The organism is Actinocrispum sp. NPDC049592 (genome assembly GCF_040675465.1).
Lineage (GTDB): Bacteria > Actinomycetota > Actinomycetes > Mycobacteriales > Pseudonocardiaceae > Kibdelosporangium.
Genome location: NZ_JBFAPA010000028.1, coordinates 32,130 through 58,595, shown reverse-complemented (window position 1 = coordinate 58,595; position 26,466 = coordinate 32,130). Strand labels below are relative to the sequence as shown.

General features: G+C 69.2%; 25 protein-coding genes and 1 pseudogene. 14 read left to right on the top strand and 12 right to left on the bottom strand.

Features of this window, described 5'->3' with window-relative positions; translation table 11 throughout:
- Positions 1-171: 171 nt before the first annotated feature.
- Entirely contained in the window at positions 172-1,173 is a 1,002-nt protein-coding gene (locus AB0J95_RS48075; protein WP_364773152.1) for a substrate-binding domain-containing protein, read from the bottom strand.
- 87 nt (positions 1,174-1,260) lie between these two features.
- Here AB0J95_RS48075 and AB0J95_RS48070 point away from each other — a divergent pair, with 87 nt between their 5' ends.
- Genes AB0J95_RS48070 through AB0J95_RS48040 form a run of 7 tightly spaced genes read left to right on the top strand, consistent with a single transcriptional unit; the run spans position 1,261 to position 10,298 of the window.
- Positions 1,261-2,745 carry a sugar ABC transporter ATP-binding protein gene (locus tag AB0J95_RS48070; RefSeq protein ID WP_364773151.1) on the top strand — a complete coding sequence of 495 codons (1,485 nt, stop codon included), beginning with the start codon at positions 1,261-1,263 and terminating at the stop codon, positions 2,743-2,745.
- Entirely contained in the window at positions 2,742-3,719 is a 978-nt protein-coding gene (locus tag AB0J95_RS48065; protein WP_364773149.1) for an ABC transporter permease, read from the top strand. The genes AB0J95_RS48070 and AB0J95_RS48065 overlap by 4 nt, the downstream gene beginning before the upstream one ends.
- Positions 3,712-4,692 (top strand): ABC transporter permease, encoded by a 981-nt coding sequence (locus AB0J95_RS48060; RefSeq protein ID WP_364773148.1) that lies wholly within the window; start codon positions 3,712-3,714, stop codon positions 4,690-4,692. Before AB0J95_RS48065 ends, AB0J95_RS48060 begins: the two co-directional genes overlap by 8 nt.
- On the top strand, positions 4,674-5,741 hold the full coding sequence (rhaS, locus tag AB0J95_RS48055) for a rhamnose ABC transporter substrate-binding protein (protein ID WP_364773146.1): 1,068 nt from the start codon (positions 4,674-4,676) through the stop codon (positions 5,739-5,741). The genes AB0J95_RS48060 and rhaS overlap by 19 nt, the downstream gene beginning before the upstream one ends.
- Before the next feature lie 8 nt (positions 5,742-5,749).
- Positions 5,750-6,904, top strand: coding sequence for an L-rhamnose isomerase (gene rhaI / locus AB0J95_RS48050; protein ID WP_364773144.1), 1,155 nt, complete (start codon positions 5,750-5,752; stop codon positions 6,902-6,904).
- A complete protein-coding gene (locus AB0J95_RS48045) occupies positions 6,901-8,913 on the top strand; it encodes a bifunctional aldolase/short-chain dehydrogenase (protein WP_364773142.1) in 2,013 nt (670 codons plus the stop codon). The genes rhaI and AB0J95_RS48045 overlap by 4 nt, the downstream gene beginning before the upstream one ends.
- Positions 8,913-10,298 carry a rhamnulokinase family protein gene (locus tag AB0J95_RS48040; RefSeq protein ID WP_364773140.1) on the top strand — a complete coding sequence of 462 codons (1,386 nt, stop codon included), beginning with the start codon at positions 8,913-8,915 and terminating at the stop codon, positions 10,296-10,298. Before AB0J95_RS48045 ends, AB0J95_RS48040 begins: the two co-directional genes overlap by 1 nt.
- Here AB0J95_RS48040 and AB0J95_RS48035 read toward each other — a convergent pair.
- From AB0J95_RS48035 to AB0J95_RS48010, 6 genes are all read right to left on the bottom strand, one after another.
- Entirely contained in the window at positions 10,287-10,496 is a 210-nt protein-coding gene (locus tag AB0J95_RS48035; RefSeq protein ID WP_364773139.1) for a ferredoxin, read from the bottom strand. The genes AB0J95_RS48040 and AB0J95_RS48035 overlap by 12 nt on opposite strands.
- Positions 10,493-11,749 (bottom strand): NADH-ubiquinone oxidoreductase-F iron-sulfur binding region domain-containing protein, encoded by a 1,257-nt coding sequence (locus AB0J95_RS48030; protein ID WP_364773138.1) that lies wholly within the window; start codon positions 11,747-11,749, stop codon positions 10,493-10,495. Before AB0J95_RS48030 ends, AB0J95_RS48035 begins: the two co-directional genes overlap by 4 nt.
- The gene (locus tag AB0J95_RS48025; RefSeq protein ID WP_364773136.1) at positions 11,746-12,297 is read right to left on the bottom strand and encodes a ferric reductase-like transmembrane domain-containing protein; all 552 of its coding nucleotides are present in this window, start codon (positions 12,295-12,297) and stop codon (positions 11,746-11,748) included. Before AB0J95_RS48025 ends, AB0J95_RS48030 begins: the two co-directional genes overlap by 4 nt.
- Entirely contained in the window at positions 12,294-13,205 is a 912-nt protein-coding gene (locus AB0J95_RS48020) for an FAD:protein FMN transferase (RefSeq protein ID WP_364773134.1), read from the bottom strand. The genes AB0J95_RS48025 and AB0J95_RS48020 overlap by 4 nt, the downstream gene beginning before the upstream one ends.
- Positions 13,202-13,579, bottom strand: coding sequence for a hypothetical protein (locus AB0J95_RS48015; protein ID WP_364773133.1), 378 nt, complete (start codon positions 13,577-13,579; stop codon positions 13,202-13,204). Before AB0J95_RS48015 ends, AB0J95_RS48020 begins: the two co-directional genes overlap by 4 nt.
- Before the next feature lie 65 nt (positions 13,580-13,644).
- Positions 13,645-14,796, bottom strand: coding sequence for a sialidase family protein (locus AB0J95_RS48010; protein ID WP_364773131.1), 1,152 nt, complete (start codon positions 14,794-14,796; stop codon positions 13,645-13,647).
- A 121-nt stretch (positions 14,797-14,917) separates the two neighbouring features.
- Between AB0J95_RS48010 and AB0J95_RS48005 the strand changes: the two genes are divergently transcribed.
- The 3 genes from AB0J95_RS48005 (at position 14,918) to AB0J95_RS47995 (ending at position 17,853) form a co-directional block, all read left to right on the top strand.
- Positions 14,918-15,565, top strand: a complete 648-nt coding sequence (locus AB0J95_RS48005; RefSeq protein ID WP_364773129.1) for a PadR family transcriptional regulator — start codon at positions 14,918-14,920, stop codon at positions 15,563-15,565.
- A 149-nt stretch (positions 15,566-15,714) separates the two neighbouring features.
- The gene (locus AB0J95_RS48000) at positions 15,715-16,923 is read left to right on the top strand and encodes an NAD(P)/FAD-dependent oxidoreductase (RefSeq protein ID WP_364773128.1); all 1,209 of its coding nucleotides are present in this window, start codon (positions 15,715-15,717) and stop codon (positions 16,921-16,923) included.
- Between the two features lie 120 nt (positions 16,924-17,043).
- Positions 17,044-17,853 carry a universal stress protein gene (locus AB0J95_RS47995; RefSeq protein ID WP_364773126.1) on the top strand — a complete coding sequence of 270 codons (810 nt, stop codon included), beginning with the start codon at positions 17,044-17,046 and terminating at the stop codon, positions 17,851-17,853.
- Between the two features lie 12 nt (positions 17,854-17,865).
- Here AB0J95_RS47995 and AB0J95_RS47990 read toward each other — a convergent pair whose 3' ends face one another.
- Positions 17,866-18,912: an MBL fold metallo-hydrolase gene (locus AB0J95_RS47990; protein ID WP_364773125.1), complete on the bottom strand. Its 1,047-nt coding sequence runs from the start codon at positions 18,910-18,912 to the stop codon at positions 17,866-17,868.
- 437 nt (positions 18,913-19,349) lie between these two features.
- Here AB0J95_RS47990 and AB0J95_RS47985 point away from each other — a divergent pair, with 437 nt between their 5' ends.
- On the top strand, positions 19,350-19,550 hold the full coding sequence (locus AB0J95_RS47985; protein WP_364773123.1) for a hypothetical protein: 201 nt from the start codon (positions 19,350-19,352) through the stop codon (positions 19,548-19,550).
- A 282-nt stretch (positions 19,551-19,832) separates the two neighbouring features.
- Here AB0J95_RS47985 and AB0J95_RS47980 read toward each other — a convergent pair whose 3' ends face one another.
- From AB0J95_RS47980 to AB0J95_RS47970, 3 genes and pseudogenes are all read right to left on the bottom strand, one after another.
- Positions 19,833-20,456, bottom strand: a complete 624-nt coding sequence (locus AB0J95_RS47980; protein WP_364773122.1) for an alpha-ketoglutarate-dependent dioxygenase AlkB — start codon at positions 20,454-20,456, stop codon at positions 19,833-19,835.
- Positions 20,457-20,533: 77 nt separating this feature from the next.
- Positions 20,534-20,704 (bottom strand): annotated as a pseudogene (locus AB0J95_RS47975) (LLM class flavin-dependent oxidoreductase); the annotation flags it as partial.
- 105 nt (positions 20,705-20,809) lie between these two features.
- The gene (locus tag AB0J95_RS47970; RefSeq protein WP_364773121.1) at positions 20,810-21,943 is read right to left on the bottom strand and encodes an ROK family protein; all 1,134 of its coding nucleotides are present in this window, start codon (positions 21,941-21,943) and stop codon (positions 20,810-20,812) included.
- Between the two features lie 64 nt (positions 21,944-22,007).
- Here AB0J95_RS47970 and AB0J95_RS47965 point away from each other — a divergent pair, with 64 nt between their 5' ends.
- Entirely contained in the window at positions 22,008-24,977 is a 2,970-nt protein-coding gene (locus AB0J95_RS47965; protein WP_364773119.1) for a BTAD domain-containing putative transcriptional regulator, read from the top strand.
- A 31-nt stretch (positions 24,978-25,008) separates the two neighbouring features.
- Complete coding sequence (locus AB0J95_RS47960; protein ID WP_364773118.1) at positions 25,009-25,683, top strand: DUF2306 domain-containing protein; 675 nt, start codon at positions 25,009-25,011, stop codon at positions 25,681-25,683.
- Here the strand turns inward: AB0J95_RS47960 and AB0J95_RS47955 are convergent.
- On the bottom strand, positions 25,673-26,158 hold the full coding sequence (locus AB0J95_RS47955) for a DUF6328 family protein (protein ID WP_364773117.1): 486 nt from the start codon (positions 26,156-26,158) through the stop codon (positions 25,673-25,675). The two genes, AB0J95_RS47960 and AB0J95_RS47955, sit on opposite strands and share 11 nt — an antisense overlap.
- Before the next feature lie 71 nt (positions 26,159-26,229).
- On the opposite strand from AB0J95_RS47955, the gene AB0J95_RS47950 reads away from it, so the two are divergent.
- Positions 26,230-26,424: a DUF2795 domain-containing protein gene (locus AB0J95_RS47950; protein WP_364773116.1), complete on the top strand. Its 195-nt coding sequence runs from the start codon at positions 26,230-26,232 to the stop codon at positions 26,422-26,424.
- The last annotated feature ends 42 nt before the right edge of the window (positions 26,425-26,466 follow it).

Below are 26,466 nucleotides of genomic sequence, written 5' to 3'. Positions count from 1 at the left end.
TCCAATGCGTGACGCTGGGTCCAGGTGACCTGTCTTGAGCGTCTGCTTAGGACTGATCTCGGCACGCCGCGCGCCGGGGGTTTTTCACCGGGAATGGTCCCATTCCCGTGGGGGATGCGCGGGCCCGGATTGCTCTTTGCGGGCTAACCCGCACGCGGGGTGGCTACGCCGCTAGGTCGACTCCCGGATCACCAGCTCGGGCTCGAACATCACCTGCTGGTGTTCGTGGGTCTCGGGGTTGTCGCATTCCTCGAGCAGGAGGCGGGCGGCGTCGCGTCCGATGTCGACGGTGGGCTGGCGGATCGAGGACAGCGGGACGGCGGCGTCGGCGGCGAACTCGATGTCGTCGTAACCCATGATCGCGAGGTCGTCGGGGACGCGGCGGCCGGTGCTGACCGCGGCCCGCAGCACGCCGAGGGCGAGCAGATCGTTGGCACAGAAGGCCGCGGTGACCTGTCCGGAGCTGTCGAACAGCTCCCGGGCCGCCTCGTAGCCGATCCGGGCCTTGAGCGCGGGCGTCTCCACCACGTCGATCACCGAGTCCGGGTCGAGGCCCGCGCCCGTCACGGCCTGACGCAGCCCGGCCAGCCGGTCGGCGCACTGGCGGATGCCCATCGGGCCGCTGAAGAACGCGATCCGCTTGTGCCCCAACGAGACCAGGTACTCCCCCGCCAGCATGCCGCCGGCCACGTCGTCCACCGCGACCGAGCAGCAGTCGATCCGCGGGTCGTGCCGGTCCACCAGCACGGTCGGGGTCCCCCTGCGGCGCAACGCATCCAGCCGTTCGGAGCTCACCTCGACCGGGGTGATCAGCACACCCCGGACCCGTTGCTCCTCCAGCACCTGGAGGTAGCGGTCCTCCCGGCCGGCCTGTTCGTCGGAGTTGCACAACACGACCGCGTATCCCAGGGAACTCGCCACGTCCTCGACGCCCTTGGCCACGTCGTGGAAGAACGGGTTGGCCATGTCGAGCACGATCAGGCCCAGCGAGCGGCTGGTGCCCGCGCGCAGCTGCGCCGCTGAGGAGTTGCGCACGAAGCCCAGCTCGTCGATCGCGGCCAGCACCTGGGCGCGGGTGGACTCGGCCACCTTGTCCGGCCGGTTGAGCACATTGGACACCGTGCCGATGGAGACTCCGGCGCGCACGGCGACGTCCTTGATGCTCGGTGCCATGGGCGCACCGTACCTTGACTCGGCCGGACTCGTGGCCTAGCTTGGCCGGGAATGAAGTGAAACGTTTCACTCGAGCGTGGAGTCGCCGTGGAACCGTTGCTCGAGCTGCGTGCCGTCAGCAAGTCCTTCGACGCCGTGCGGGCGCTGAAGAACGTGTCGATCGCCCTGCGCCCCGGCGAGATCCACGCCCTGGCCGGGGAGAACGGCGCGGGCAAGTCCACGGTCGTGCGGATCATCGGTGGCGAACACCAGCCGGACACCGGCACGGTCGTGCTGGACGGCGAGCCCATCCGCTTCGGGGGGCCGCGGGAGGCCCGCCGGCACGGCGTCGCGGTGATCCACCAGGAGCCCAGCCGGTTCCCCGATCTGGACGTCGCGGAGAACGTCTTCATGGGCCGCCAGCCGCTGCGCAAGGGCAGGCGCATCGACCGCGCCGCCATGCGCGGACAGGCCGCGGAGATCTTCGAGCAGCTCGGCGTGCCGCTCGACCCGGACCGGCCGACCCGCGGCCTGTCCATCGCCGACCAGCAGGTGATCGAGATCGCCAAGGCGCTGTCGGGGTCGGCGCGGGTGATCGTGATGGACGAGCCGACCGCGGCGCTGTCCACAGTGGAGGCCGAGCGGCTGTTCCGGGTCGCGCGCCGGCTCGCCGAGGGCGGCGCGGCGCTGCTGTTCGTCTCGCACCGGCTGGAGGAGATGTACGCGCTGTGCCACCGCGTGACTGTGCTGCGTGACGGGGAGTTGGTCACCACCATGCCGATGGCGGAGATCGACCGGGACACATTGGTGCGCCGCATGGTAGGCCGATCGGTTGAACAGCTTTTCCCCGGGCGCCAGGACCGGCCCGGTGATGATGTACTGGTGGTGTCCGGGCTGTCCCGGGCCGGTGTGTTCAGTGACGTGTCACTGACCGTTCGACGTGGTGAGATCGTCGGACTTGCCGGGCTTGTCGGCTCGGGCAGGTCGGAAGCCGCCAGGGCGATCTTCGGCGTCGACCGGCGGGACTCCGGGACCGTCGTGGTCAACGGCAGGGCGTTGCCCGCGGGTGATCCGCGTGCGGCGATCGAGGCCGGGCTGGCCATGGTCCCGGAGGACCGCAGGGAGCAGGGCCTGATCCCGGACCTGTCGATCGAGCGCAACGCCAGCCTCGCGATGCTCGGGGCCGTCTCCAGCGGCGGTATCGTGCGCCGCTCCGCCGAACGCGCCCTGGCGGGCAGGTGGGCCGAGCGGCTGGGGCTGAAGTTCGGCAGGCTGTCCGACCCGGTGGCCACGTTGTCCGGCGGGAACCAGCAGAAAGTCGTGCTGGGCAAGTGGCTCGCGGGCGAACCGGTCGCGCTGATCGTGGACGAACCCACCCGCGGTATCGACATCGGCGCCAAGTTCGAGGTGCACAAGCTGCTGGCCGACCTGGCCCGCGACGGTATCGGGATCCTGATGATCTCCTCGGACCTGCCCGAGGTGCTCGGCATGGCCGACCGCGTGCTGGTGATGCACGAGGGACGCATCACCGCTTCGCTGACCCGGCCGACGGAGGAAGAGGTCATGCGGGCAGCCACCGGGAGCGTGTCGTGAAACGGGAACTCGGGATCGTCCTCGCCCTGGCCGTCGTGATGGCGGCCACGACCATCGCCAACCCCGGGTTCCTGAGCCGCCAGGGTGTGCACGACCTGTTCCTGAACGCGTCCATCATCACGCTGCTGGTCACCGGGCAGGCGCTGCTGGTGATCACCCGCAACATCGACCTGTCCGTGGGCTCGGTGATGGGGCTGACCGCGTTCCTCAGTGGACAGCTGTTCATGGGTCACCAGGGCACGCCGGTGATCGCCGTGATCCTGGCAGGCCTCGCTCTCGGAGCGGTCTGCGGAGCGGTGAACGGTGCTTTGGTGGCGTTGGCCAAAGTACCGGCGTTGGTGGTCACCCTCGGGACGCTGTATGTGTTCCGTGGGCTGGATTACGCGTGGGCCAAGGCTTCCGGCGTGCAGCAGGTCAACGCCGACCGGATGTCGCCCAGCTTCCTGGAGTTCGGCAGCGGTTCGGTGCTCGGGATACCGAACCTCACGCTGATCGCGGTCGTCGTGCTCGCGATCTTCGCCTACGCGCTGCGGAACTTCCGGTCCGGGCGGGAGTTGTACGCCATCGGGTCCAATCCGGACGCGGCCCGGCTCGCGGGTGTGCCGACCGGGCGGCGGGTGTTCACCGCCTTCGTGATCGCGGGCGCGCTGGCCGGGCTGGGCGGGGTGATGCACGCTTCGTACTTCGGCACCATCAACGCTTCGGTGGGCAACGGCAAGGAACTCGCTGTGGTGGCCGCGGTTGTGGTCGGTGGGGTGGCGATCTTCGGTGGCAGCGGGTCGCTTGTCGGTGCGGCACTGGGTGCGTTGCTGCTGACCACGATCACGAGCGCGCTGCCGATCCTGGGTGTGCCCGCGTTCTGGGAACGGGCGGTGGACGGGGCCGCGCTGCTGCTGGCGATCTCGCTCGACCGGGCCGTGATGCTCAGAGTCGCCGCACGCCTGCGAGAGCAGAGGAGCGCCCGCCGTGCGTGACAAGATCATTCGCTGGGAGAGCTTCCTGCTCCTGTTGTGTGTCGGGGTGTTCGTGTTCGGCACGACCACCGATGGCTTCGCCGACACCGACAACATCGGGTTCCTGCTGCTGGACTACAGCGAGGTCGCGCTGCTGGCGTTCGCCTTGCTGCCGATCGTGCTCACCGGCGAGATCGACCTGTCGGTGGCGTCCACGCTCGGCTTCTGCTCGGCGCTGACGGGCACGTTGTGGGACGCGGGGCTGCCGTTCGAGACCATCCTGCCGGTGGTTCTCCTGGCCGGAGCCGTTCTGGGGGCACTGAACGCGGTGCTGGTGGTGAAGTTCGGGCTGCCGTCCTTGGCGGTCACCATCGGCACTTTGGGGCTGTACCGGGGGCTTGCGTACATCGTTCTGGGCGACGGTGCCGTAACAGGGTTTCCGTCGGCGTACCGTCCACTCGCGACGGACTACGCCCCGCTCATCGTGCTCGCCGTCGGCGTGATCATCGCGGTCGGCGTGCACTTCACCACCCTGGGCCGGTCGCTGTTCGCGATCGGTCTCGGCGCCGAGACCGCGCGGTTCTCCGGGATCCGGGTCGAGAAGATCAAGATGCTGCTGTTCGTGGTGTCCGGGCTGCTGGCCGCGCTCGCCTCGCTGATCTACACGTTGCGCTACAACAGCGCCCGTGCCGACAACGCCAACGGCCTCGAACTGGCCGCCGTGGCGGCGGTTCTGCTCGGCGGGGTGTCGATCTTCGGCGGCCGTGGCACGGTCTTCGGGGTCGCCGCCGCGCTGCTGCTGATGGCCGGCCTGCGCAATGTGCTGTTCCTCAACGACGTCAGCAACGAGATCCAGAACGTGATCACCGGCCTGCTGCTGATCGTCTCCGTCCTCGTGCCGGTCGCGGCCCGGGCACTGGCCCGTCGCCGCCCGGTTCCCGCCGCCCCTGTAGTCCTCAAGGAAGAGGAAGTCCGATGGCCCGTCCACGATTGATCCGCCTGTTGATCGCAACCGGTCTTACTGTGGGGCTGGTCGCCAGCTGCGGCGGCACGACGAAGAACGCCGAGCAGTCGTCCGGGGGTACGGCCTCCTCGAAGGCCGCCGACCCCAACGCGGCCATGAAGAAGGGCCGGAAGGTCGGGTTCCTGCCCAAGGAGATCGACAACCCGTACGAGAAGATCATCGACGACGGCGGGATCGGCGCGATCCGCGAACTGGCCGGCGAGGGCAAGGAGGTCGGCCCGTCGGACGCCTCGGCCGCGTCCCAGGTCTCCTACATCAACACGTTGATCCAGCAGAAGCAGGACGCGATCGTGATCGCCGCGAACGACCCGAACGCGGTCGCGCCGGCGTTGAAGGACGCGATGTCCAAGGGGATCGCGGTCGTGACGTTCGACTCCGACGCCGCGCCCGACGCCCGTCAGGTGTTCGTCAACCAGGCCGAGTCCGAGGAGATCGGCCGCTCGCAGGTGCGGCTGGTGGCCAAGCAGATCGGTGGCAAGGGCAAGATCGCCATCCTGTCGGCGACCCCGAACGCCACCAACCAGAACACCTGGATCGGCTTCATGAAGGACGAGCTGCGCAAGCCGGAGTACAAGGACATCGAGCTGGCCAAGGTGGCCTATGGCGACGACGACGACCAGAAGTCGTTCCAGGAGACCCAGGGCCTGCTGCAGTCCATTCCGGACCTCAAGGGCATCATCGCGCCCACCACGGTCGGCATCTCCGCGGCCGCGCGGTACATCTCGTCCTCGCCGTACAAGGGCAAGATCTCGCTGACCGGGCTGGGCACGCCGAACCAGATGCGCCAGTTCATCAAGGACGGCACGGTCACCGAGTTCGCGCTGTGGGACCCGAACGAGCTGGGCTACCTGGCCGGGTACGCGGCCGCGGCGCTGGCGTCCGGCCAGATCACCGGCAAGCAGGGCGAGACCCTCAAGGCAGGCAAGCTGGGTGACCGCAAGATCGGCAAGAACGGCGAGATCATCCTCGGCCCGCCCACCGTCTTCACCTCGGCCAACATCGACCAGTACAACTTCTAGGGAGCGCGATGGACATCCGGGATGTGCTGCGGGCGCAACGGATCGAGACGCCGTCGTGGGCGTACGGCAACTCCGGCACCCGGTTCAAGGTGTTCGCACAGGAGGGTGTGCCGCGGGACGCGTACGAGAAGGTGGACGACGCCGCGACCGTGCACCGGTTCACCGGCGTGGCACCGAGCATCGCCCTGCACATCCCGTGGGACAAGGTCGACGACTACGCCGCCCTGTCCCGGCACGCCGGTGAACAGGGCATCAGCCTGGGCGCGATCAACCCGAACGTGTTCCAGGAGGACGACTACCGGCTCGGCAGCGTCTGCAACCCGGACCCGGCCGTCCGAGCGAAAGCCCTGGCGCACTTACTGGAGTGCGTCGACATCATGGACGCCACCGGGTCGCGTGACCTGTCGCTGTGGTTCGCGGACGGCACCAACTACCCGGGCCAGGACTCGATCCCCGCCCGGCAGGAACGGCTGTCCGAAGCCCTGCACCAGGTGTACGCGCGGCTCGGTGAGGACCAGCGGATGTTGCTGGAGTACAAGCTGTTCGAGCCCGCCTTCTACGCCACGGACATCCCCGACTGGGGCACGTCCTACGCGCACTGCGTCGATCTCGGGCCGAAGGCTCAGGTCCTGGTCGACACCGGGCACCACGCCCCCGGCACGAACATCGAGTTCATCGTGGCGTTCCTGTTGCAGCGCGGGCGGCTTGGCGGGTTCCACTTCAATTCGCGGTTCTACGCCGACGACGACCTGATGGTGGGCGCGGCCGACCCGTTCCAGTTGTTCCGGATCATGACCGAGATCGTTCTTGGCGGGGGCCTGGACGCCTCGGCGGGCATCGCGTTCATGTTGGACCAGTGTCACAACATCGAACCCAAGATCCCGGCCATGATCCGGTCCGTTCTCAACGTCCAGGAGGCCACCGCGAAGGCGCTGCTGGTGGACTCCGAGGCGTTGCGCAAGTCCCAGGTGGAGGGTGACGTGCTCGGTGCCAACGCCGTGCTGATGGACGCCTTCTCGACCGACGTCCGGCCGCTGCTGGCCTCGCTGCGGGAGGACATGGGGCTGGACCCGGACCCGATCGCCGCGTACCACCGGTCCGGGCACCAGGAGAAGCTCCGGGCCGGGCGCGTCGGCGGGTCGGCGGCGGGGTGGGGCGCGTGACCCCGGTCCGGGAGCTGCTGGACCGCGCCCATGTCCTGGGTGCGGACCGGCGCAACACCAACTACGCGGGCGGGAACGCCTCCGTGAAAGGCACCGCGACCGACCCGGTGACCGGCGGCCCGGTGGAGTTGATGTGGGTCAAGGGATCCGGTGGTGACCTGGGCACGTTGACCGAGACCGGGCTGGCCGTGTTGCGGCTGGACCGGTTGCGGGCCTTGGCCGGCGTCTATCCCGGCGTCGACCGCGAGGACGAGATGGTCGCCGCGTTCGACTACTGCCTGCACGGCAAGGGCGGTGCGGCGCCGAGCATCGACACCGCGATGCACGGGCTGGTCGATGCGTCCCATGTGGACCACCTGCACCCCGACTCCGGGATCGCCCTGGCCACCGCGGCCGACGGCGAGGAGCTGACCCGCGAGATCTTCGGCGACCGGGTGGTGTGGGTGCCATGGCGGCGGCCGGGATTCCAGCTGGGCCTGGACATCGCGGCGATCAAGGCTCGGTCGCCGGAGGCCATCGGCTGCATTCTCGGCGGGCACGGCATCACCGCGTGGGGCGCCACCAGCGATGAGTGTCAGGCCAACTCGTTGGAGATCATCCGCACGGCCGAACGGTATCTGGCCGATCACGGCAAGCCGGAGCCGTTCGGCCCGGTGATCCCCGGCTACGAACCCTTGGCGGACCGCCGATCCAAGGCGGCCGCGCTGTTCCCGGTGCTGCGCGGGCTCGCGTCCACGGACAGCCGCCAGGTCGGTCACTTCACCGACAGCCCCGAGGTGCTGGACTTCCTGTCCCGCGCCGAACACCCCCGGCTGGCCGCGCTCGGCACGTCCTGCCCGGATCACTTCCTGCGCACCAAAGTCGCACCCCTGGTCGTGGACCTTCCTGGCACAGCCGCGATTGACGACGTGACCGCCCGGGTCAAGGAACTCCACAAGACCTATCGGGACGAGTACGCGGCCTACTACCAGCGGCACGCAACTCCGGCCGCACCGCCGATGCGCGGTGCGGATCCGGCGATCGTGCTCGTGCCCGGCGTGGGAATGTTCAGTTTCGGGCGGGACAAGCAGACCGCACGAGTCGCGGGCGAGTTCTACGTCAACGCGATCAACGTCATGCGTGGCGCCGAGTCGGTGTCCCGCTACTGCCCCATCTCCGAGGCCGAGAAGTTCCGGATCGAGTACTGGGACCTGGAGGAGGCCAAACTCCGCCGCATGCCCAGACCCAAACCGCTCGCGGGCCGGATCGCCCTGGTGACCGGTGGCGGGTCCGGGATCGGCAAGGCCATCGCCGAGCGCCTGGCCGCCGAGGGAGCGAACGTCGTGGTGGCCGACCGGGACAAGGACACCGCGTCCGAGGTCGCCAAGACCATCGGCGGGACAGCGGTGACCGCGGATGTCACATCCGAAGTGGACGTCGCCGAAGCCATCCAGGACGCCTGCCTGGCTTATGGCGGGGTGGACCTGATCGTGAACAACGCCGGGTTGTCGGTCTCGAAACCGTTGCTGGAGACCACGGTGGACGACTGGGACAAGCAACATGACGTGATGGCGCGGGGTTCGTTCCTGGTGTCCCGGGAGGCCGCGCGGGCGATGATCGCTCAGGGCATGGGCGGCGACATCGTGTACATCGCCAGCAAGAACGGCGTTTTCGCGGGCCCGAACAACATCGCTTACGGGGCGAGCAAAGCCGACCAGGCCCACCAGGTTCGCTTGCTGGCGGCCGAACTCGGCGAGCACGGCATCCGAGTCAACGGCGTGAACCCCGACGGCGTGGTACGCGGGTCCGGGATCTTCGCATCAGGCTGGGGCGCCAAGCGCGCGGCCGTCTATGGTGTGCCCGAGGAGAAACTGGGCGAGTTCTATGCCCAGCGCACGTTGCTCAAACAAGAGGTGCTCCCGGAGCACGTGGCCAACGCGGTGTTCGCGCTGACCGCGGGCGATCTCTCGCACACAACAGGCTTGCTGGTCCCGGTCGACGCCGGGGTGGCCGCGGCGTTCCTGCGCTGATGTTCGTCGCGGTCGATCTCGGGGCCAGCAGCGGCCGGGTCATCCAGGGGCGGGTCGTCGACGGCGAGGTCGAGCTGACCGAGCTGCTCCGGTTTCCCACCGGACCGCAACCGCGACCCGACGGCGGACTGCGCTGGGACTACCGGAAGATCATCTGGAACATCCTCGGTGGACTGAAGCTCGCCGACCACCCGGTGACCTTCGGGGTGGACTCGTGGGCGATCGACTACGGCCTGATCGGCCCGGACGGCAAGCTCGACGGTGACGTCCGCAGCTACCGCGACTCCCGGACCGACGGCGTGGACGCGAAGCTGCGCGAGGCCATCGACGACGAAACCCTTTACGGCATCAACGGTTTGCAGTTCCTCCCGTTCACCACGATCTACCAGCTGATGACCGAACCGCCGCAACGCCTGGCGGACCACAAGATGCTGCTCCTGCCCGACCTGATCACCTACGGGCTGACCGGGACCATGGGTGCCGAGATCACCAACGCCTCCACCACCGGCCTGCTGGACGCGACCACAAAGCAATGGTCGCCGCAGATCCTCGAAAGCGCGGGCATCCCCCAGGACATCCTGCCGCCGCTGCGGCAACCCGGTGAGCACAGCGGAACGGTACGCGACTACATGTACGGCGAAGTTCAAATGCTGACGGTCGCGTCCCACGACACAGCCTCGGCAGTGTTCGCGATCCCGGGCGACGGCCCCGGTTTCGGGTACATCTCGTGCGGAACCTGGTCGCTGGTGGGTGTTCTGCTCGACGAGCCGGTGCTGACCGAGCAGGCCCGGCAGGCGAACTTCACCAACGAGTCCGGAGTGGACGGTAAGACGCGGTTCCTGCGCAACACCATGGGCCTGTGGCTGCTCAGCGAATGCCTGCGGCAGTGGGATGAACCCTTGGAGCCACTGCTGAAGGCGGCCGAGGACGAACCGCCGTTCGCCGCGGTGTTCGACCCGGACGACCCCGTCTTCCTGCCGCCCGGGGACATGCCTTCGAGGATCGCCCAGCGATGCCGGGCCTCCGGTCAGACCCCACCGGCTGGCCGGCCGGGCATCGTCCGGGCGATCCTCGATTCACTGGCCCTCGCTCACGCCGCCGCGCTGCACGCCGCCGCTGTGCTCGCGGATCGCGAGATCGAGCTGGTCCACCTGGTCGGCGGCGGAGCGCACAACCGGTTGCTGTGCCGGCTCACCGCCGATGCCTGTGGACTGCCAGTACTTGCCGGACCGGTCGAAGCGAGCGCGCTGGGCAACATCCTGGTCCAGGCCAGGAGCGCCGGTCTGCCCGCCCGCCCCAGCCGGCCGTTCGCCCGATACCTCCCTCTAGGCCCGAGGAATCCCTGGCGGGATGCCGCGGCCAGTATCGGGCTGTCAGTGGGGTGACGAAGACGAGAACGTGAGCGCGAGCTTGGGGCACAAGCGAACCGCGCGCTTCGCGTGTTTCTGCAGGTCGTCCGGGACGGGTGTGTCGCTGACGATGGGGTAGCCCCACTCGTCCAGCCCGATCACCTCGGGCAGCAGCTCCGCGCACACACCGTGGCCGTCGCAGGCGATCATGTCGACCTTCAGCCGCTCGCTCATTGCCAGCCTTCGCTTTCGTCGGGAAGGGCCAGGACGGGCAGTACCTGCGGGCCGCCCTGGCACGGTTGTCCGGACAGGTGCCGGCGGACGTCGTGGGCGAACACCTTCATCGCGGTGGCCACGAACTTGACCACGCCGTCGGGGTGTGCGCAGCCGCCCCGGCCGTTGATCACGCCGAGCCGGAACCGCAGCCGCTCGTAGGCCTGCCGGTCGCCCTCACGGGTGATCTTGGTGACGTCGTCGGAGATCGCGGGCAGGCCCTTGAAGCAGGGCCCGCACTGACCGGCGGTCTGGGCGGCCATCCACTCCGCGACCCGCATGGTCTCGTTCAGACCGCAAGCGCGAGCGGGGAAAGCGACCACCACACCGGCGCCCGGCGAGGCACCGATCTGGCCGAGCACCTCAGGCGTGAAGGGGCGCCGCAACTCGCGCGGCTCGATCCACGCACCGCCGTACCCGCCAACGAGAACAGCGGAGATCGGTTCGACCACACCGCCCGCGACCCGCAGGATGGTGTCGCCGGTGACGCCGACCGGCAGCTCGAACACGCCCCGGTGCCGCACGCCCCCGCTGACGGTGAACAGCGCGGTCCCGGGCGCCTCACCGGTTCCGGCCGTCCGGAACCAGTTCGGGCCGTAGCGGCCGATCATCGCGATGTGCGCGAAGGACTCCACATTGGACACGATCGTCGGCCGGCCGTTGACGCCGGAAGTCCGCGCAGGCACGGAGCGCGGCTTCCCCTCGCCACCGCCGACGAAGTTCGCCAGTGCGGTCGACTCGCTGGACACGTACCACTTCGGCGGCTCGCTGACCTCGATGCGCACCCCGGTGCCCCAGTTCGCGGAGGCCCGGTCCGCGACGGCCGACATCAGGTGCCGCGCGAGGCCGCTGCCGCGGTGCACGCACACGGTGATGGTGTCCGCGCCGATCGCCTTGGCGGCCAGCTCGGCACCGTCGAGCACGAGGTGCGGCGCCCGGCGCAGCAGGAGCTTGTCCTTGCCCGCGGCCGGTTCGCTCTCCATCCCGTTCACGATCAGGTACGGGTTCTCCTTGCCCGCAACGGAAGCGAGCTTCCGCCCGGTCGGGAACCAGGCCCCGCCACGGCCCCGCAGGCCGGACGCGGTCACCACGTCGATCAGGTTCGGCACCTCGGGCAACGGGCCCAGGGCCCGCGCATGCCCGGCGAGGGTGGGCCACTGCTGGGACAACAGCCTTGGCCTGCCGTCATAACGGTGTTGCTGTGGTGCGCTCACGATGCCCTCCTCCGCACCGATGCCACGCGGAAGCTGCCCGCCGCCAGCACAAGCACGACGCTGATGCCGACCGTGATCAGCACCCAGCTCTGGTCGGAGCCGATGCCGATGGTGTGCACCACCGCGACCGGCCAGCTCAGGTACGCCAGCCAGTGGACGAACCGCCACGCCTTGAACGGCAGCCGGGTGCGGAACAGGCTGGTCAGCACCAAGGCCAGGATGATGTCGACGGACAACGCGCCCAGACCCAGGTAGAACGGCGAGTAGGAGCCGGCGAACGGCACGAACGCGTCGACCAGGCTGATGGTCACGAAGTTGTCCGAGACGATCGTCACGATGTGCACGGCCAGGAACAGCACCGAGGCCAGGGAAAGGTTGCGGTGCAACGTCTCCGTGACGAACCGCGGCCACGCGGGCGAGCTGAGCCGTCCCGCCACCAGCAGTCCCAGCACGACAGTCATCGTGAACAGCGCGAGGGAGACAATGCCACTCCCCCGTGCCAGATACCAGAGAGTGCTTTCGCCCACAAAGGGCGCGGCCAATGTCATTTCTCCTCCTCGGGCCACTCGGCGACCGTGACGATCTTGCCGTCGGCCGAGACCAGGCGGGCGGGAAGTCCCCGCGCCGCAAGCCAGTGCGGTGCTCCTTCGCCGAGCACCAAGGCCGCTGTGGAAGCGGTGTTCGCGTCGACACAGCTCGCGGCCGAAACCGTTGCGTAGCGCCAGATCCGCGGCGCCGGGAGACCGGTGGCCGGGTCGAGCACGTGGTGCAGCAGCTCGTCGCCGCGCTGCCACTGGCGGACGGTGGTGCTGGATGTCGCGAGGCCACCGGAGTGGATCGCCACGACCTGACCGCCCTCGTCGTCCTTGTGGTCGGCCGTGACCCTGATGCTCCAGCCATCCTCGGGGGAACCGGCGGCCGCGATGTCGCCGCCGAGGTTGACGAGTACGGCAGACCCGGTGGCGTCGGCGATCTGCTTGGCCACGGTGTCCGCCGCCCACGCTTTCGCTGTCGCACCAAGGTCGATCCGCACATCGCGGGGCGCGGTCACGGTGTCGTCGGAGATCTCGATGTCCCGCCAGGCCTGCCGCCGCGGCGGTTGGATCACCTTCACTGAAGCTGTTCTGACTTCCGCAGCCGTTTCCGTTGCCACCTCGGCGAAAGTGCGGTCGTAGCCGAGGTTCGCCATGAACGTGCCGAGAGTGGGGTCCACCAGGCCGTCGGTCTGCTCGGCGGCGTCCAGCGCGACCCGCAACGCCGCCAGCAGCATCGGATGCGTCGCTTGGCCGGTGCGGTTCAGCTCGCTCAGCGCCGAGTCGTCCCGGAACCGGCTGCACGCCTGGTCCAGGTCGGCGATGAACTCCCGCAGGATGACCTCGGCCGCTGGCAGCACCTTGGGTTCGGTCACGAGCAGGTGCACCGTCGTACCGATGGCCTCGAACCGCACGCCGTTCATGACCCACCCGACGAGGTCACGGGCGGCTTGGGAGTCGCCTTGGGCTTGGCGGCCGGGGCCTTCGGCGCGGCGGCCGGAACCTTGGGCGCCGCTTGACCTTTCGGTGCCGCTTGGCCGTTCGGTGTCGCGGGCACGGTCGCCACGTCCGGCGTCACGTTGTTCGCGCCCAGGTCGCCGTGGCCGCTGCTCTGCTCTTCCGGCGCGGTGGCCTCGGTCTCCGGCGCCGGGTTGCTACTCTTGACAGGCGTCTCGGCGGCCACCGCGATACCCAGGCCGACCGTGCCGGCCAGCCCCAGGGTCACCACCCCGGCCGTGATCAGGCTGATCCGAGTCAGGGCCGCGTCCCGCGCGGCCGCACTGAGTCGCTGTGCCATCCTGGATGCCTCCCCGGCTTCGCCAAACTACGTCACAACCCATACGTAGCCAGCGCGGAGGCGGTTCAAGATTCTTTTCGCCCAGACCGGACAAGCGGTCCAATTCCGTAGAAGGTCTTGCAAACGCCCTGGTCGTAGTCGGTGGTGACTTCGAGGACGGACAGTCCATCGGTGGACGGCAGCAGCGCGGGGCTGAAGTTGCGGCAGCCCTCATTGTCCACTCCGGACACTGGAACCGGTGCCGGGATCTCGTACCAGGCGCCCTCACCGCGATTGTCGTTGGCGAGGATCGTCCCACCATTGCCTGGCGCCAACGCGCCGCCGTCGCGCACGAGCATCTCGGTAATGACCAGGATGGTCCCGTTCGGCCCGGGCCCCGGACTCCAGGCGGGTACCGGCGTGTGACGGCCCCGTTTTCGGTCCGCGGTCATGATCAGAACGCCGAGATCGCGCGGATCGCCGTAGTCCCAGCCGTCCTTCGAACGGCGGAAGTAGGCGCTGCAGAGGTGCACCTTGTCGTTGTTGCACACTTCGTAGGTCATGAAGTAGTCGCCGCCGGGCAGCCGGATGGCGTTGATCATGCCGGGCCGGACTTCCCAGACGTCGCTGACCACCGTCTCGCGGTAGTCCGTCCACTTGAGACCGTCCGAGGACCGGACCTGGACGAGCTTCTGGTCGTGCCGGAGCTTGTCGGTCTCGTCGGAGTAGAACGCCACGAGCTGCCCATCGGCCGCGACCGACAGGCTCGGTTCCCAGGTCGCGTACTGGTTGGCCGCGACGCCGATGTCGGAGAGGAACTTCCAGGTCGCGCCCCGGTCCGTGCTTGCCCAGAGGCGTTGTCTCGTCCGGCGCTCGTCCCCGGCGATCGCGTAGCCGGAAGTGCTGGCCCACAACACTGTTCCGGCGGGCAGCGTCCCGACCGGCGAGGGCAGTTCGTACAAAGTGGAGCAGCAGATGCCCGCGCTGTTCCCGGCGGCCGGGTCGGCGACGGTCGCGAGCTTGCGGAAGGTCTGCCCCTGGTCGGTGCTCACGCTGATGACGCCCACCCCCTGGGTGCCGTCGTTCGTCGTGAGGCTGGACAGGATGGTGCCGTCGTGCAGGCGGATCACGCGCGGGTAGCTACTGCCGCCGTCGAACAGGACCTGCCGTTGGGGTACCGCACTCGCCGGAACAGACGTCAGCAAACAGATGACAATCGCGAGAATCCCAACGCGCATGGCTACCTTCCGGCTACTCATCGTAATCGACGCATGTTAACCCGCTCGGAGCAACCTTGCCCGGTGGATACTCGGTCACGTATGCTCGTAGGCGAGTATCCGGAACCGAGGAAGGAGCGCGGTGGCGAAACGACGCAAGGTCGGCAACCTGCTGGCGCTCGCCGTCCTCGGCACGCTCGTCCAGCGGCCCATGCACCCCTACGAGATGGCGTCGTTCCTCCGCGAGCGCGGCAAGGACGACGACATGCCGATCAAGTGGGGTTCGCTCTACACGGTCGTGCAGAACCTGGAGAAGCACGGCTTCATCGAGGCGACCGGCAGCACCCGTGCGGGTGGCCGCCCCGAACGCACCACGTACGCGATCACCGACGGCGGCCGCGAGGAGCTGCAGGACTGGGTCCGTGAGCTGCTCGGCACCCCCGAACGGGAGCCGTTGAAGTTCACCGCGGCCCTGTCGATGATCGGCGCGCTGCCGCCGGACGAGGCGATCGGCCTGCTGCGGCAACGGCGGGACCTGCTCACCGCCCGGATCGCCGCGGACGAACAGCAGTACGAGAGCACCCGGCAGAGCGTGCCCCGGATGTTCCTGATCGAGCAGGAGTACGAGCTGGCCGTCTGGCGGGCCGAGATCCAGTGGATCGACGGTCTGCTGGCGGACTTCGGGTCCGGGGCCTTCCCGGAGCTCGACGGCTGGCGGGCGTTCTACCAGACCGGCACGGTCCCACCCGAGTTCCGGGACCTGGCCGAGCGGGGAGCGCCTGCCGAATAGCCGGCGGATCCCGGCGGAGGTGCGGCAACACCGCCGCCGGGCCCTTTCACCCTTCGAACCGCGCCGCGAGGCGACCCGGTCCTGCGGATGGCACTGATCAGGATAACGGGACTCCTCCTCCGGCCGGTTCGGGCAAACCGGAGGACGACATGACAGAAACGCGAACGGCGGTCGTGATCGGCGGCGGCATCGCCGGGCCGGTCGCCGCCATGGCGCTGGCGAAGGCGGGCATCGAGGCCCGCGTGTTCGAACGGTTCGACCAGCCGGCCGACGGGATCGGCGGGATGATCGGCCTCGCGCCCAACGGGCTCAACGCGCTGGGCAGCATCGGTCTGCTGGACGCGGTGCTGGAGATCGCCGAGCCGGTGCCGTCGATGGTCATGCTCAGCTGGACGGGCAAACGGCTCGCCGAGTTCGGCGACCCGGCCGGCCCACCGATGCTGCGGACCGTCTGGAGGTCGGATCTTTACCGTGTCCTGGAACGGGAAGCCCGCGCCCGCGGCATCCGGTTCGAGTACGGCAGACAGCTGACCGACGCGCGGGACGGGACCGCGATCTTCGCCGACGGCACCACCGCGGCCGGCGACGTGATCATCGGCGCGGACGGCATCCGGTCCACGATGCGCACCCTGATCGATCCCGGTGCACCCGCGCCGCGGTACACCGGGCTCATCAGCTTCGGCTGCCGGCCAGGGAAACCGGTGAACGTGCCGTCGACTCATGGCTCGTTGCACATGGTTTACGGCAAGAAGGCCGTTTTCGCTTACGGAAGCGACGAGTCCGGCCACGCGGGCTGGTTCGTCAACCTGCCCAGCAGGACGCCGATGAGCCTGGCGGAGGCGCGGGCCGTTGGCGCGATCGAATGGCTGCGCCGGTTGTCGGAGGTCTTCGCCGAGGACCGCTCGCCCGCGGTGGAGATCCTTGCCGCGTCGAAGCCCGAGGATCTGGTGATCGTCGGAGGTGTGTACGACCTACCGAAGGTTCCGGTGTGGCACAGGGGACGAATGGTGTTGATCGGTGACGCCGCACATGCGACGTCACCCAGTTCCGGTCAAGGTGGGTCAATCGCCATCGAAAGCGCCATTCAACTCGCCCGGTGCCTGCGCGATATCCCTTCCGTGGGTGAGGCACTCGGTGTTTACGAGAACTTAAGGCGACCGCGGGTGGAGCGGATCATCGCCGCCGGGCGCCGCGTGGACGGCAACAAAGCGCCGGGACCGGTCGGCCGCACGGTGCGCGACCTGGTTCTGCCGACGGTGATGAAGCTGCTGGTCAAGCCCGGGAAGATGGCGTGGCAGACGGACTACCGAATCGATTTTGAGGCCCCGGTGGACGGAGCGCTGACGTCCAACCGCTGATCTGCGAACCGCACCGGCCTGGTCCATTATGGACGTAACGCGGGGCCGGTGCGGTACGCACTTGGGCCTACCGATCAATTTCCCACAGGACTACCGTGGACCCCGCCAACGGGAGGCTTGATGACAGCTTTTACGGCGGAAACGCCCGCGGTGGCAGCATCGGCGGAACTCCCGCCAGAACGCCACCGTCCCCGTGTCACCATCGGCACGGACGGCTCGACGTGGGGTGATGCCGCGCTGGAGTGGGCGCTGCGGCACGCCTGGCTGATGAACGCCGGACTGCGCGTCTACTCGGCGAAGACCAGTGACGACAACGAGATCGCCCGGAGGTTGGACGTCTACCGGTGGCTGCACGCCTCGGTGACGACCTCTGAGGACACACCCGAGCACACTTTGCTTTACGCCAGCACGGATACCGACCTGCTGGTGCTCGGCCACCACGGTCACCGCACCCGCCGCACCCTGGGGCTGGGCCATCTCGTGCTCCCGGTGGTCAGCGGCGCCGAGTGTGACACCGTTGTCGTGCGCGGCGAACCGCGCGCGGTGCGCGGGGAGCACGGTTGGGTCACCGCCGCGGTCGGCGGCCAGCACGACGAGGACGTGCTGCGCCGGGCCACCGACATCGCCACCCGTTACCGCGACGGGCTGCGGCTCGTGCACGCCGTGCCGCCTGCCGGTCCGCGCTCGGTCGGGTCCGGGCACGACGGCGAGGACGTGCTGGACCGGGCTCGCAAGATCGTCGCCCGGCTGATGCCCCAGCTGGAGCCGAGTGTCCAACTCGTCCACGCCTACCCGCACGAGGCCGTGGAAGCCTGTGGCCGCAGCGACTTGCTCATCATGGGCCCGGGCAGCGAGCCCGGGAACCTCTCCCCCATCACCCGCACAGCGCTCTACCTGGCGCCGTGCCCGGTGATGGTGGTCCGTCCCTGAATCTCTTTCACGTCAAGCAGCGGCGCCAGCCAGTCGATAGCTGGTGCCGCTGCTGCTTTGTACCCACGCGTCCGGCATGGCGGCGGCGAACGTGTGCTGCGCCCTCCAGCCCGTGCAGTGTCCCGGCACGATCAGGCTCGGCCGCATCGCGGTGAACGCGTCGACCGTGGGCTTGATGATCGGTTCGAACGCGGGGCCGCTCAGGTGCAGGCCGCCGATCAACGCGTGCAGTTGATCGACGCCGGTGAGCCGTTGCGCGTGGCGGACGATGTTCACCGCGCCCGCATGCCCGCAGCCCGTCAGCACGACCAGGCCTCGGTTTCTTACGTTGACGATGAGCGCCTGGTCGTCGATCACCAGTGGGTCGTGCTCCCACTTGCCGCCGTCCCAGGCTTGGTGTGAGGGCGGCATGCCGTGTTCGAACTCCGTGGTGCGGTCGACCTCGCCGGTGATCAGGACGCTGCCGTCGAGCAGGAGGGACGGTTCGCGGCGTTCGATCACGTCGAAGCCTTCGGTGGTGAGGGCCCGCTTGCTGAGCGTCGGCAGTTCGACCGGGTCCTGACCGGGAATCACCAAACGGCGCTTTGACCACACATTCGGATGAACCACCATCGGCAGCTTCACCCGTTTCGCGAGACCGGCCAGTCCGCCGGCGTGATCGAAGTGCCCGTGGCTGAGCACGATCGTGTTCAGTTCGTCGAGCGCGAACCCCATCCGCTCGGCGTTGGTGACCATCGCCTCGGGCGACATCCCGGTGTCGAACAACAACGTGGTGGTCGTCTCCCCGCGCCGCACCTTCACCAACGCCGAGAAGCCGTGCTCGGCGACCAGCCCGCGCAGCGTGCGGCCCTCCTCGAACTGCGGCGCCACCACCCCCGGCACCCCCATCGCGGGCCGCCGGGTGCGTTCGTCACCCATCAGCAACGCGTCGAACACGTTGTCCACCAACGTGACGATCTCGACCTCGTCCACCGGCTCCAGCGCGATCGGGTCCACCACCGGCCCGCTCAGCTCCCGCGGCGCCGACCCACCCGCCGAATCTCCACCATCGACACACATAGCTCCATCCTTGTCGTTCCTCCGGTGTGCTGTCGCGGCGAGAACTGGTCCATTCGGCTGACACCGGTCGCTCTCGGTAACAGCCCCGTTGGCACACCACGACAACCAGCCAACGCTGTCGCGGGAGATCCCATGGCCCTGAGCCGCCTTGAGTGTCCTGCTGGTAGTCCCTCAGAACGAACCGGACCGGCGACACCATCGCCCGCTGGCCCGCCGCTGCCGGTGCTCTCGGAGCCGCTTTGGTCCCAGTCGCTCCTCTCAGCGCCGCCACCGCGGAGGAACAGATCAACGGGTCTCGCAGGGGCGGCGGGTCGTGCAGACCGTCCAAGTTGAACTGTCTACTTCGGACCTTCCATGCACCCGGTGATCGCCGAGGTCACCATGCACAGTGCGTCAAGCGTGATGAGCTTTCGACCGCGTTCCGGGAGGCGTGGCCGTTGCGGGAACGGACCGACCTGTGGACCGACCCGGAAGCACCGATGCCGATCGTCCAGGTGCACACCGGGAACACCGTCTTTCCGTTGGAGCAGCTGCCGGTGCAGTTCTTCCGGCACCGCAGGCTCACCAGCGCGACGCAGGAACAGGAGTACGCCAGTCGCTCGGCCCGTATGTCGACCTGCATGGGCCGTGGCCGGTGAGTGAGGACGAGCGAACCGTCTCGAAGATGCTCGCCGAGGCGATGTACACCGGCAGCCCGATCGGCACCGGAGCCTGACCGGCGGGTCCGATGCACTGGTGGTGAACTATCGCAGCTTGCGCCTTACGTGATGTACGGAAACATCGACCTGCGGGTCGAACACGCGCGAACGGGACATACTTGACCAGTTTCTCCGGCAGGCCGTCACCGGTCCCCGGAACGGCATTCGCCGCATGAAGGTACCCGCCGGTTACCCGGAAATAGCGGTATTCCGAATCGAAATCTAACGGACGCCGCGGGGACGGAACTGGATGCTGATGCGCGGGCCGACGGGTTTGCTGGTTTTCGGGACGGCGTGGTCCCAGGTGCGCTGGCAGGAGCCGCCCATGACGATCAGGTCGCCGTGGCCGAGCGCGTGCCGGACGGTGGGGCCGCCGCCGTCCTTGGGGCGCAACAACAACGCGCGGGCCGCACCGACGGACAGGATGGCCACCATGGTGTCCTCGGTGTTGCCTCGGCCGATGCGGTCACCGTGCCAGGCAACGCTGTCGCGGCCATCGCGGTAGTAGCAGAGACCCGCGGTGCGGAACGGTTCCTTGAGTTCGGGGTGGTAGTGCGCGCTCAACGCCGTGCGCGCCTCGTCCAGGATCGGGTGCGGCAGCGGATCGGTCTCGCCGTAGAAGCACAGCAGCCGGGGCACGTCAACGACCCTGTCGTACATCTGGCGGCGTTCGGCGTGCCACGGGACCCCGTCGACCAGGTCGGCGAACAGGGCCGACGCGCCCCGCAGCCAGCCGGGCAGGTGGTCCACCCAGGCTCCGTGGGACAGCGGCGTCCGCTGGATGCCCGCCAGCGAGCCGAGCGCGAGCGAGGTGTCGAACAGCGATCCCTGGAGTGCCACGTCCATGACCTGAGCATACACACCGACTCGAACACATGTTCACTTCCAGGAGGTGACCCGCCGCTCCAGCGCCACCAGGACTGCACGCCGTCGGCCAGGAACACCGAGTCGAACGTGCCGCGCTCGGCGATCCGGGCCAGGTTCTGGTAGTGCCGGACGTCCGCGGCCAGCGCCGGGTCGGTGGCCGGGTGCCGCCAGGCCGCCTCGTGGTGGCCGACCCCCATCAGGAAGGCGTTCAGGTGTAACTCGGGCATGGCAAGGACTCCCCAAGGGGTTGCGGTGGAAGGAGATCGGCGACGTCGCTCGGGATCCATCCTGCGGACCGGCCGGCGCGGTGGTCAACTTTGCGACGGAGGAAATTAAGTCAGTCCGAACACTGGGACGGCCAGCGGGTCGGAATAGATCGCGTCGAGCTGCACCGCCCCGGCCGCCACGCCGAGCACGGTGTCCCCGGAGAAGCTGCTGGCGAGCACCGAGCGACCCGGGTCGGCGCACACGGTCGAGCGTTCGGCGACCTCGGACCGCAAGGCGGACAGGCATTCCGGGAAGGTGAGCACGCCGAGCTCGGTGACCACCAGCACTTCCGGGTTGATCACGTCGAACAGCAACGCGGCCGCCTGGCCGACTATGCGGGCCCGCTCAGCCATCAGCGCCCGCGCCGCGCGGTCACCCGCTCTCCCAGATGCCAGGACGTCCCGAATGGACGTTCCGGCCCGCTCGCCCCAGGCGCGGTCGGACACGGTCACCTCGAAACAGCCGGAATGCCCGCGCCCGCAGGCAAGATCCCCGAACGGCAGGTGGGCGATGTCGCCCGCGGCCGACCGGGGGCCGCGGTGGGTCACTCCCCCGGTCACGATCGCCGCGTCGACCACGTTGCCCACGAACAGGTGCACCACCGACTCGGCCGACCGCACCTCCCCGAACAACTGCTCGGCCCGCACCAGCGCCCGCGTGTGGCTGTCCACCCGCACCGGCAGGCCGGTGTGCCGGGCGAGCAGGTCCCCGACCGGAACGTCGTGCCAGCCCAGCGAAGCATGTTCGACGACAACGCCTTCGTCCGGATCCACCCACCCGCCGATGGCCACGCCGAGCCCCAACGGCACCTGTGAGCCGAGAAACGCGCGCAGCTGTTGCGCCACATGGTGAAGGAGCGCCAACGGTTCGGTGCTCACGTGCGGAACGCTGACCTGGGCCCGGATCCGGCCACGCAGATCCAGCACCGCCACCGTGCACTGGGCGTGCGCGATGTGGATCCCGGCCACCACATGGTTTTCCACGTCGATGTCCACCGGGATGTGCGGGTGCCCCAGCCCGCCCCGGGCGAGCCGGCCGGTCTCGGTGACCAGCCCGAGCCCGGCCAGCCCGGCGTACTGGCGGGTGACCGCGGCCGCGCTCATCCCGGACAGCCGCGCCACCGTGCTGCGCGCGACCGGGCCGTGCTCGAGCACGGCACGAAGGACCGTGGCCGCACTCGACGATTGACGGCCCGGCATCCGCCGATGATGGCAACCGGGAGGCGCGTGGGCCAGCGAGCCCAGGATCTGGGAACCTGGCAGGGTGCGGTTCGGCGTGCTGGGGACCATCGAGGCCTGGCCTGCCGAGGGGGGCGCGCTCCCGCTCGGCGGCCCGCGCCAGCGTGCCCTGCTCGGCCTGCTCCTGCTGGAGGCGGGCCGGATCGTCGGCGTCGAGCGGCTGATCGACCGGCTCTACGGCGAGAACCCGCCCGGCGACGCGGTGAACGCGTTGCAGTCCCAGGTGTCCCGGTTGCGCCGGAGCCTGCCCGACGGGCTGATCGAGTTCCACGAGACCGGCTACCGGATCGCCGTGGCCGCCGAGGGTGTCGACGCGCACCGGTTCGAACAGCTCGCCGGGCAAGGGTCCCGCCTGCTGGCCGGCGACCCGGCTCAGGCGGCGGCGCTGCTGCACGAGGCCCTGGACCTGTGGCGGGGCCCGGTCGACGATCCGCGGCTGACCGAGCTCCGGCTCGCCGCCGAGGAGGATCTGGCCGACGCCCGGCTCGCGCTGGGCGAGCACGCCGCATTGGTTCCCGTTCTGCGCGAACGCATCGCGGCCCATCCGCTGCGGGAACGCCTGCGCGCCCAGCTGATGCAGGCACTGAGCCATGCCGGACGGCACGCGGAGGCGCTGGCCGAGTTCGACGACGCCCGTCGCACTCTCGCCGACCAGCTCGGCACCGGCCCGTCGGCGGAGCTGGCAGCGGTCCACGAGTCCCTGCTGCGCACGGAGTCCAGGCCGAGGCCGCCCGCCCAGCTGACCGGGTTCGTCGGCCGGCGGGCCGAGCTGGACCGGATCGCCGCCCTGCTCACCAGCGCCCGGCTGGTGACGATCACGGGTCCCGGCGGCGCGGGCAAGACCCGGCTGGCCATCGAGGCCGCCGGTCCCGGCTCGTCCTTTGTGGACCTGTCGGCGGCCCAGGACCTCGCTCAGGCGGTGCTCACCGCTTTGGGAGTGCGCGAAACCGGGCTGTTCCCGTCGGCAAGCCGGATCGACACAACGCAACGGTTGGTGACCGCGCTCGCCGACCGTGAAGTCCTGCTGGTGCTGGACAACTGCGAGCACGTGATCGACGAGGCCGCCGAGCTGTGCCGGCGCCTGCTCACCGGTTGTCCGGGGCTGAAGATCGTGGCCACCAGCCGGGAACCGCTCGGCATCACCGGCGAGCACCTGTGCCCGTTGCCGCCGCTGCCGATCCCGGACGCGGTCCGGCTGTTCACCGAACGTGCGACCGCGGTCTCGCCGGGCTTCCACGGTCACGACGAGACCGTCCGCACGATCTGTGCCGCGCTGGACGGTCTGCCGCTCGCGATCGAGCTGGCCGCGGCCCGGTTGCGCGCGATGTCCGTCGACGACATCGCCGCCCGCCTCGACGACCGGTTCCAGCTGTTGTCCCGCGGCGACCGGACCGCCGCTCCGAGACATCGCACGCTGCGGGCCGTGGTCGAGTGGAGCTGGGACCTGCTCGACGCCGACGAGCAGGCGCTGGCCGCCCGGCTGACCGTGTTCACCGGCGGAGCCACCCAGGACGCCGTCGAGCGAGTGTGCGGACGCGCGGACCTGTTGCCCGACCTGGTGGACAAGTCGTTGGTGGAGTACGTCGACGGCCGCTACCGGATGCTGGACACCATCCGGGCGTTCTGCGCCGAACGAGCCGAGGACCTGCACCGCGAGCACGCCGAGTACTTCCTCGACCTCGCCGCCCAGGCCGACCGGCACCTGCGCGGCAGCGAGCAGCTGCACTGGCTGGCGCGGCTGGACAGCGAGCACGGCAACCTGCACGCCGCCCTGCGGTGGGCCATCGACAACGACCTCGACATCGCGTTGTGCCTGTTCGGCGAGCTGTCGCTGTACTGGTACCTGCGGGGCATGCGCGGGGAGGCCGCCGCGCTGGGAGAGGCGCTGCTGGTCAAGGTCGACGAACCGCCCGAGCGGTGGGACGAGGAGTTCGTGCTCTGCGTGCTGTCCGCGATGCGCGGCCGGACCGACGCCCCGGAATGGCATGACCAGCTGAAACTCGCCGAGGCCCGGATGGTGGTGCCACACGGGCCGCTGCGTCGCGCGTTCACCGCGTTCATGTGGGGCACGGTGACCGGCCCGCCCAAGACCGAACCGCAGCGCCCGCTCGCCGAGGGCGACCTCTGGTCGGCCGCGTTCACCGACCTCGGGGTCGCCCTGATCGACCTCTTCGGTGGCCGCGCCGAGCAGGCCGCCCGCATCGGTGAGGTGGCGCTGGCCGGGTTCCGGACCGTGGGCGACCGGTGGGCCATGGTGCTGGCGCTGGACCTGCTCGCCCGGATCGCCGATTTCAGCGGCGACCGGGTCCGGTTCCGGGCGCTGATCGGCGAGGCGATGGCCCACGTGGCCGAGCTGGGCTCGGTCGAGGACCAGGCCCACCTGCTGTGCCGGCGCGCCTACCACTCCGCGCGCGGCGGTGAGCTGGCCGAGGCCCGCGCCGACTACGAACAGGCCGTACTGACCGGCCGCCGGGCAGGCAGTCCCGAACTGGTCGCGGAGGCATGCTGCGGCCTGGGCGATGTCGCCCGGTTCAGCGACGACCTGACGGCCGCCCGGGGCTGGTACGAGCTGGCGCTGGGCACCTCCTCGGCCGAGTCGTTCACGACGAGTGAGACCCGGGCCCGGGTGCAGGTCGGGCTGGGCAGGCTGGCCGAGGCGCACGGCGACATGGACCTGGCCCGGTCCCAGTTCGACCTGGCCGTCACGACCGCCCTGGCCGGGCGGAACCTCCAGGCGGTCGCCCCGGCCGCCGACGGGCTCGCGGCGATCGCCCTGCACGACGGCGACCCCGAACTGGCCGCGATCCTGCTGGGCGCGGCGGTGGCGTTGCGAGGGATGCCGGTGAGCGGCGATCCGGATGTCGCCCGGACGGTCGATGAGACCCGTCTTGAGCTGGGCGAACGGTTCGACGAGGCGTACCGGCGCGGTGCGGCGATGACCCGGGACGAGGCGCTGACGCTGCTCGGTGAGCGGCCGTCAGCGTTCGGTGCGTGAGCGGTAAGCGGCGGCCCGCAAGCTGCCGGGCATGGCTGAAATCAAATGGTGGCGGCGCCCGTGGGTAGTGCCGTTGGCGTTCGTCGCCGTCGCGTTCGTGACGTTCTCGTTGCCGCCGTACCTCACCGGCGGCTCCCGTGTCCCCCTGACCAACGGCCTGAGCTGGTACTACCCGTTGCTCGTCGCGCACGTGTCGTTCGCGTCAGTCGCGATGCTCACGTGTGTCCTGCAGGTATGGCCGTGGTTCCGGCAGCGCTACCCACGGGTTCACCGGATCACCGGCCGCGTGTATGTGTTCGCTGGGGTGCTGCCTGCCGGTATCGCCGGTTGGGTGATCGGCGCGGTGACGCCGTTCGGCCCGGTGGCGATGGCCAGCAGTCTCATCATGCCGCCGCTGTGGCTGGCGTTCACCGTGGTGGGCTACCGGATGGCCAGGCAGAAGCGGTTCCTCGACCACCGCAAGTGGATGCTGCGCAGTTTCGTGCTGACCATGTCCATCATCACCAACCGGGTGTGGAGCGTGATCGCGTTCCTGGCACTGGAGCCGCGACTGGACACGACATTCCACGGTGACGGGACGCTGCTGAGCTACTCCGTGGCCGGGATCGCGACCTGGCTGGGCTGGACGGTGCCGTTGCTCGTGCTGCAGTGGCGGTTCGACCGGGCGGAGGCGCGGAAACGGGTCAGGCGGCCCGTCACGGTGTAGACCCGGCTGATGAGCCCTCCGGAAGTGACCGGTCGCGGACCGGCAGCGCGAACCACAGCACCCCGAAGGCGACCGCCACCAGCCCGGCGATCACGATCGGCAGCCAGCCGCCGAACACGATCTCGCCGATCAGCAGCACCGTGCCTGCCATCGCGACAGCGAGGCTGACCAGCCCGGCCAGGGCGAACCTGTTGCTGTTGCGGATGATCTGCTCGCGCCTGCCGTGCCGGAACAGGATCCGGTGCCACGCCGCCGGAGCGGTCAGCAAGGCGGTCGCCGCCGTGGCGAACAACACGGTGACGAAATGGGTCATCCTGATATACGTCTCGGCGTGCGCATAACGGTCGGTGAACGCGATGGACAGCAGGAAACCGAACAGGATCTGCACTCCGGCCTGGGCCACCCGCAACTCCTGCAACAGTTCGCCCAGATTGCGCGCCAGCTGCTGCTGTTCGGATTCCTCGGCCTCGCTCATCACCGCACGATACCCACGCCTGGATTAGCCCGCACCGCACCGGGTAGACCTGCGCCTGGAGGTGAGAACGCATGGCAGACAAGCCGAATCCCATTCAGGTGCAGAAGTTCCTCGGGGGGATGGACTACCCGGCGAGCAAGCAGGACGTGCTGCAGTGCGCCGAGCAGAACGGCGCCGGCAAGGACGTGCTGGAGAGCCTGAAAAAGATTCCGGACCGGCAGTACGACGGTCCCAACGCGGTGAGCAAGGAAGTGGCCCACGCCTGACACCGAAGGGGCCCGTTCAGCGGGCCCCACCTCTTGGACCTG

What these genes read in the sequence shown, in the direction of transcription:
- AB0J95_RS48075 (WP_364773152.1), bottom strand. Translation starts at nt 1,173, where the DNA reads ATGGCACCGAGCATCAAGGACGTCGCCGTGCGCGCCGGAGTCTCCATC.
- AB0J95_RS47960 (WP_364773118.1), top strand. Translation starts at nt 25,009, where the DNA reads ATGGCTGAAATCAAATGGTGGCGGCGCCCGTGGGTAGTGCCGTTGGCG.
- AB0J95_RS47970 (WP_364773121.1), bottom strand. Translation starts at nt 21,943, where the DNA reads ATGCCGGGCCGTCAATCGTCGAGTGCGGCCACGGTCCTTCGTGCCGTG.
- AB0J95_RS47955 (WP_364773117.1), bottom strand. Translation starts at nt 26,158, where the DNA reads ATGAGCGAGGCCGAGGAATCCGAACAGCAGCAGCTGGCGCGCAATCTG.
- AB0J95_RS48020 (WP_364773134.1), bottom strand. Translation starts at nt 13,205, where the DNA reads ATGAACGGCGTGCGGTTCGAGGCCATCGGTACGACGGTGCACCTGCTC.
- AB0J95_RS48035 (WP_364773139.1), bottom strand. Translation starts at nt 10,496, where the DNA reads ATGAGCGAGCGGCTGAAGGTCGACATGATCGCCTGCGACGGCCACGGT.
- AB0J95_RS47995 (WP_364773126.1), top strand. Translation starts at nt 17,044, where the DNA reads ATGACAGCTTTTACGGCGGAAACGCCCGCGGTGGCAGCATCGGCGGAA.
- AB0J95_RS47950 (WP_364773116.1), top strand. Translation starts at nt 26,230, where the DNA reads ATGGCAGACAAGCCGAATCCCATTCAGGTGCAGAAGTTCCTCGGGGGG.
- AB0J95_RS47980 (WP_364773122.1), bottom strand. Translation starts at nt 20,456, where the DNA reads ATGGACGTGGCACTCCAGGGATCGCTGTTCGACACCTCGCTCGCGCTC.
- AB0J95_RS48040 (WP_364773140.1), top strand. Translation starts at nt 8,913, where the DNA reads ATGTTCGTCGCGGTCGATCTCGGGGCCAGCAGCGGCCGGGTCATCCAG.
- rhaS (WP_364773146.1), top strand. Translation starts at nt 4,674, where the DNA reads ATGGCCCGTCCACGATTGATCCGCCTGTTGATCGCAACCGGTCTTACT.
- AB0J95_RS47990 (WP_364773125.1), bottom strand. Translation starts at nt 18,912, where the DNA reads ATGTGTGTCGATGGTGGAGATTCGGCGGGTGGGTCGGCGCCGCGGGAG.
- rhaI (WP_364773144.1), top strand. Translation starts at nt 5,750, where the DNA reads ATGGACATCCGGGATGTGCTGCGGGCGCAACGGATCGAGACGCCGTCG.
- AB0J95_RS48000 (WP_364773128.1), top strand. Translation starts at nt 15,715, where the DNA reads ATGACAGAAACGCGAACGGCGGTCGTGATCGGCGGCGGCATCGCCGGG.
- AB0J95_RS48015 (WP_364773133.1), bottom strand. Translation starts at nt 13,579, where the DNA reads ATGGCACAGCGACTCAGTGCGGCCGCGCGGGACGCGGCCCTGACTCGG.
- AB0J95_RS48025 (WP_364773136.1), bottom strand. Translation starts at nt 12,297, where the DNA reads ATGACATTGGCCGCGCCCTTTGTGGGCGAAAGCACTCTCTGGTATCTG.
- AB0J95_RS48010 (WP_364773131.1), bottom strand. Translation starts at nt 14,796, where the DNA reads ATGCGCGTTGGGATTCTCGCGATTGTCATCTGTTTGCTGACGTCTGTT.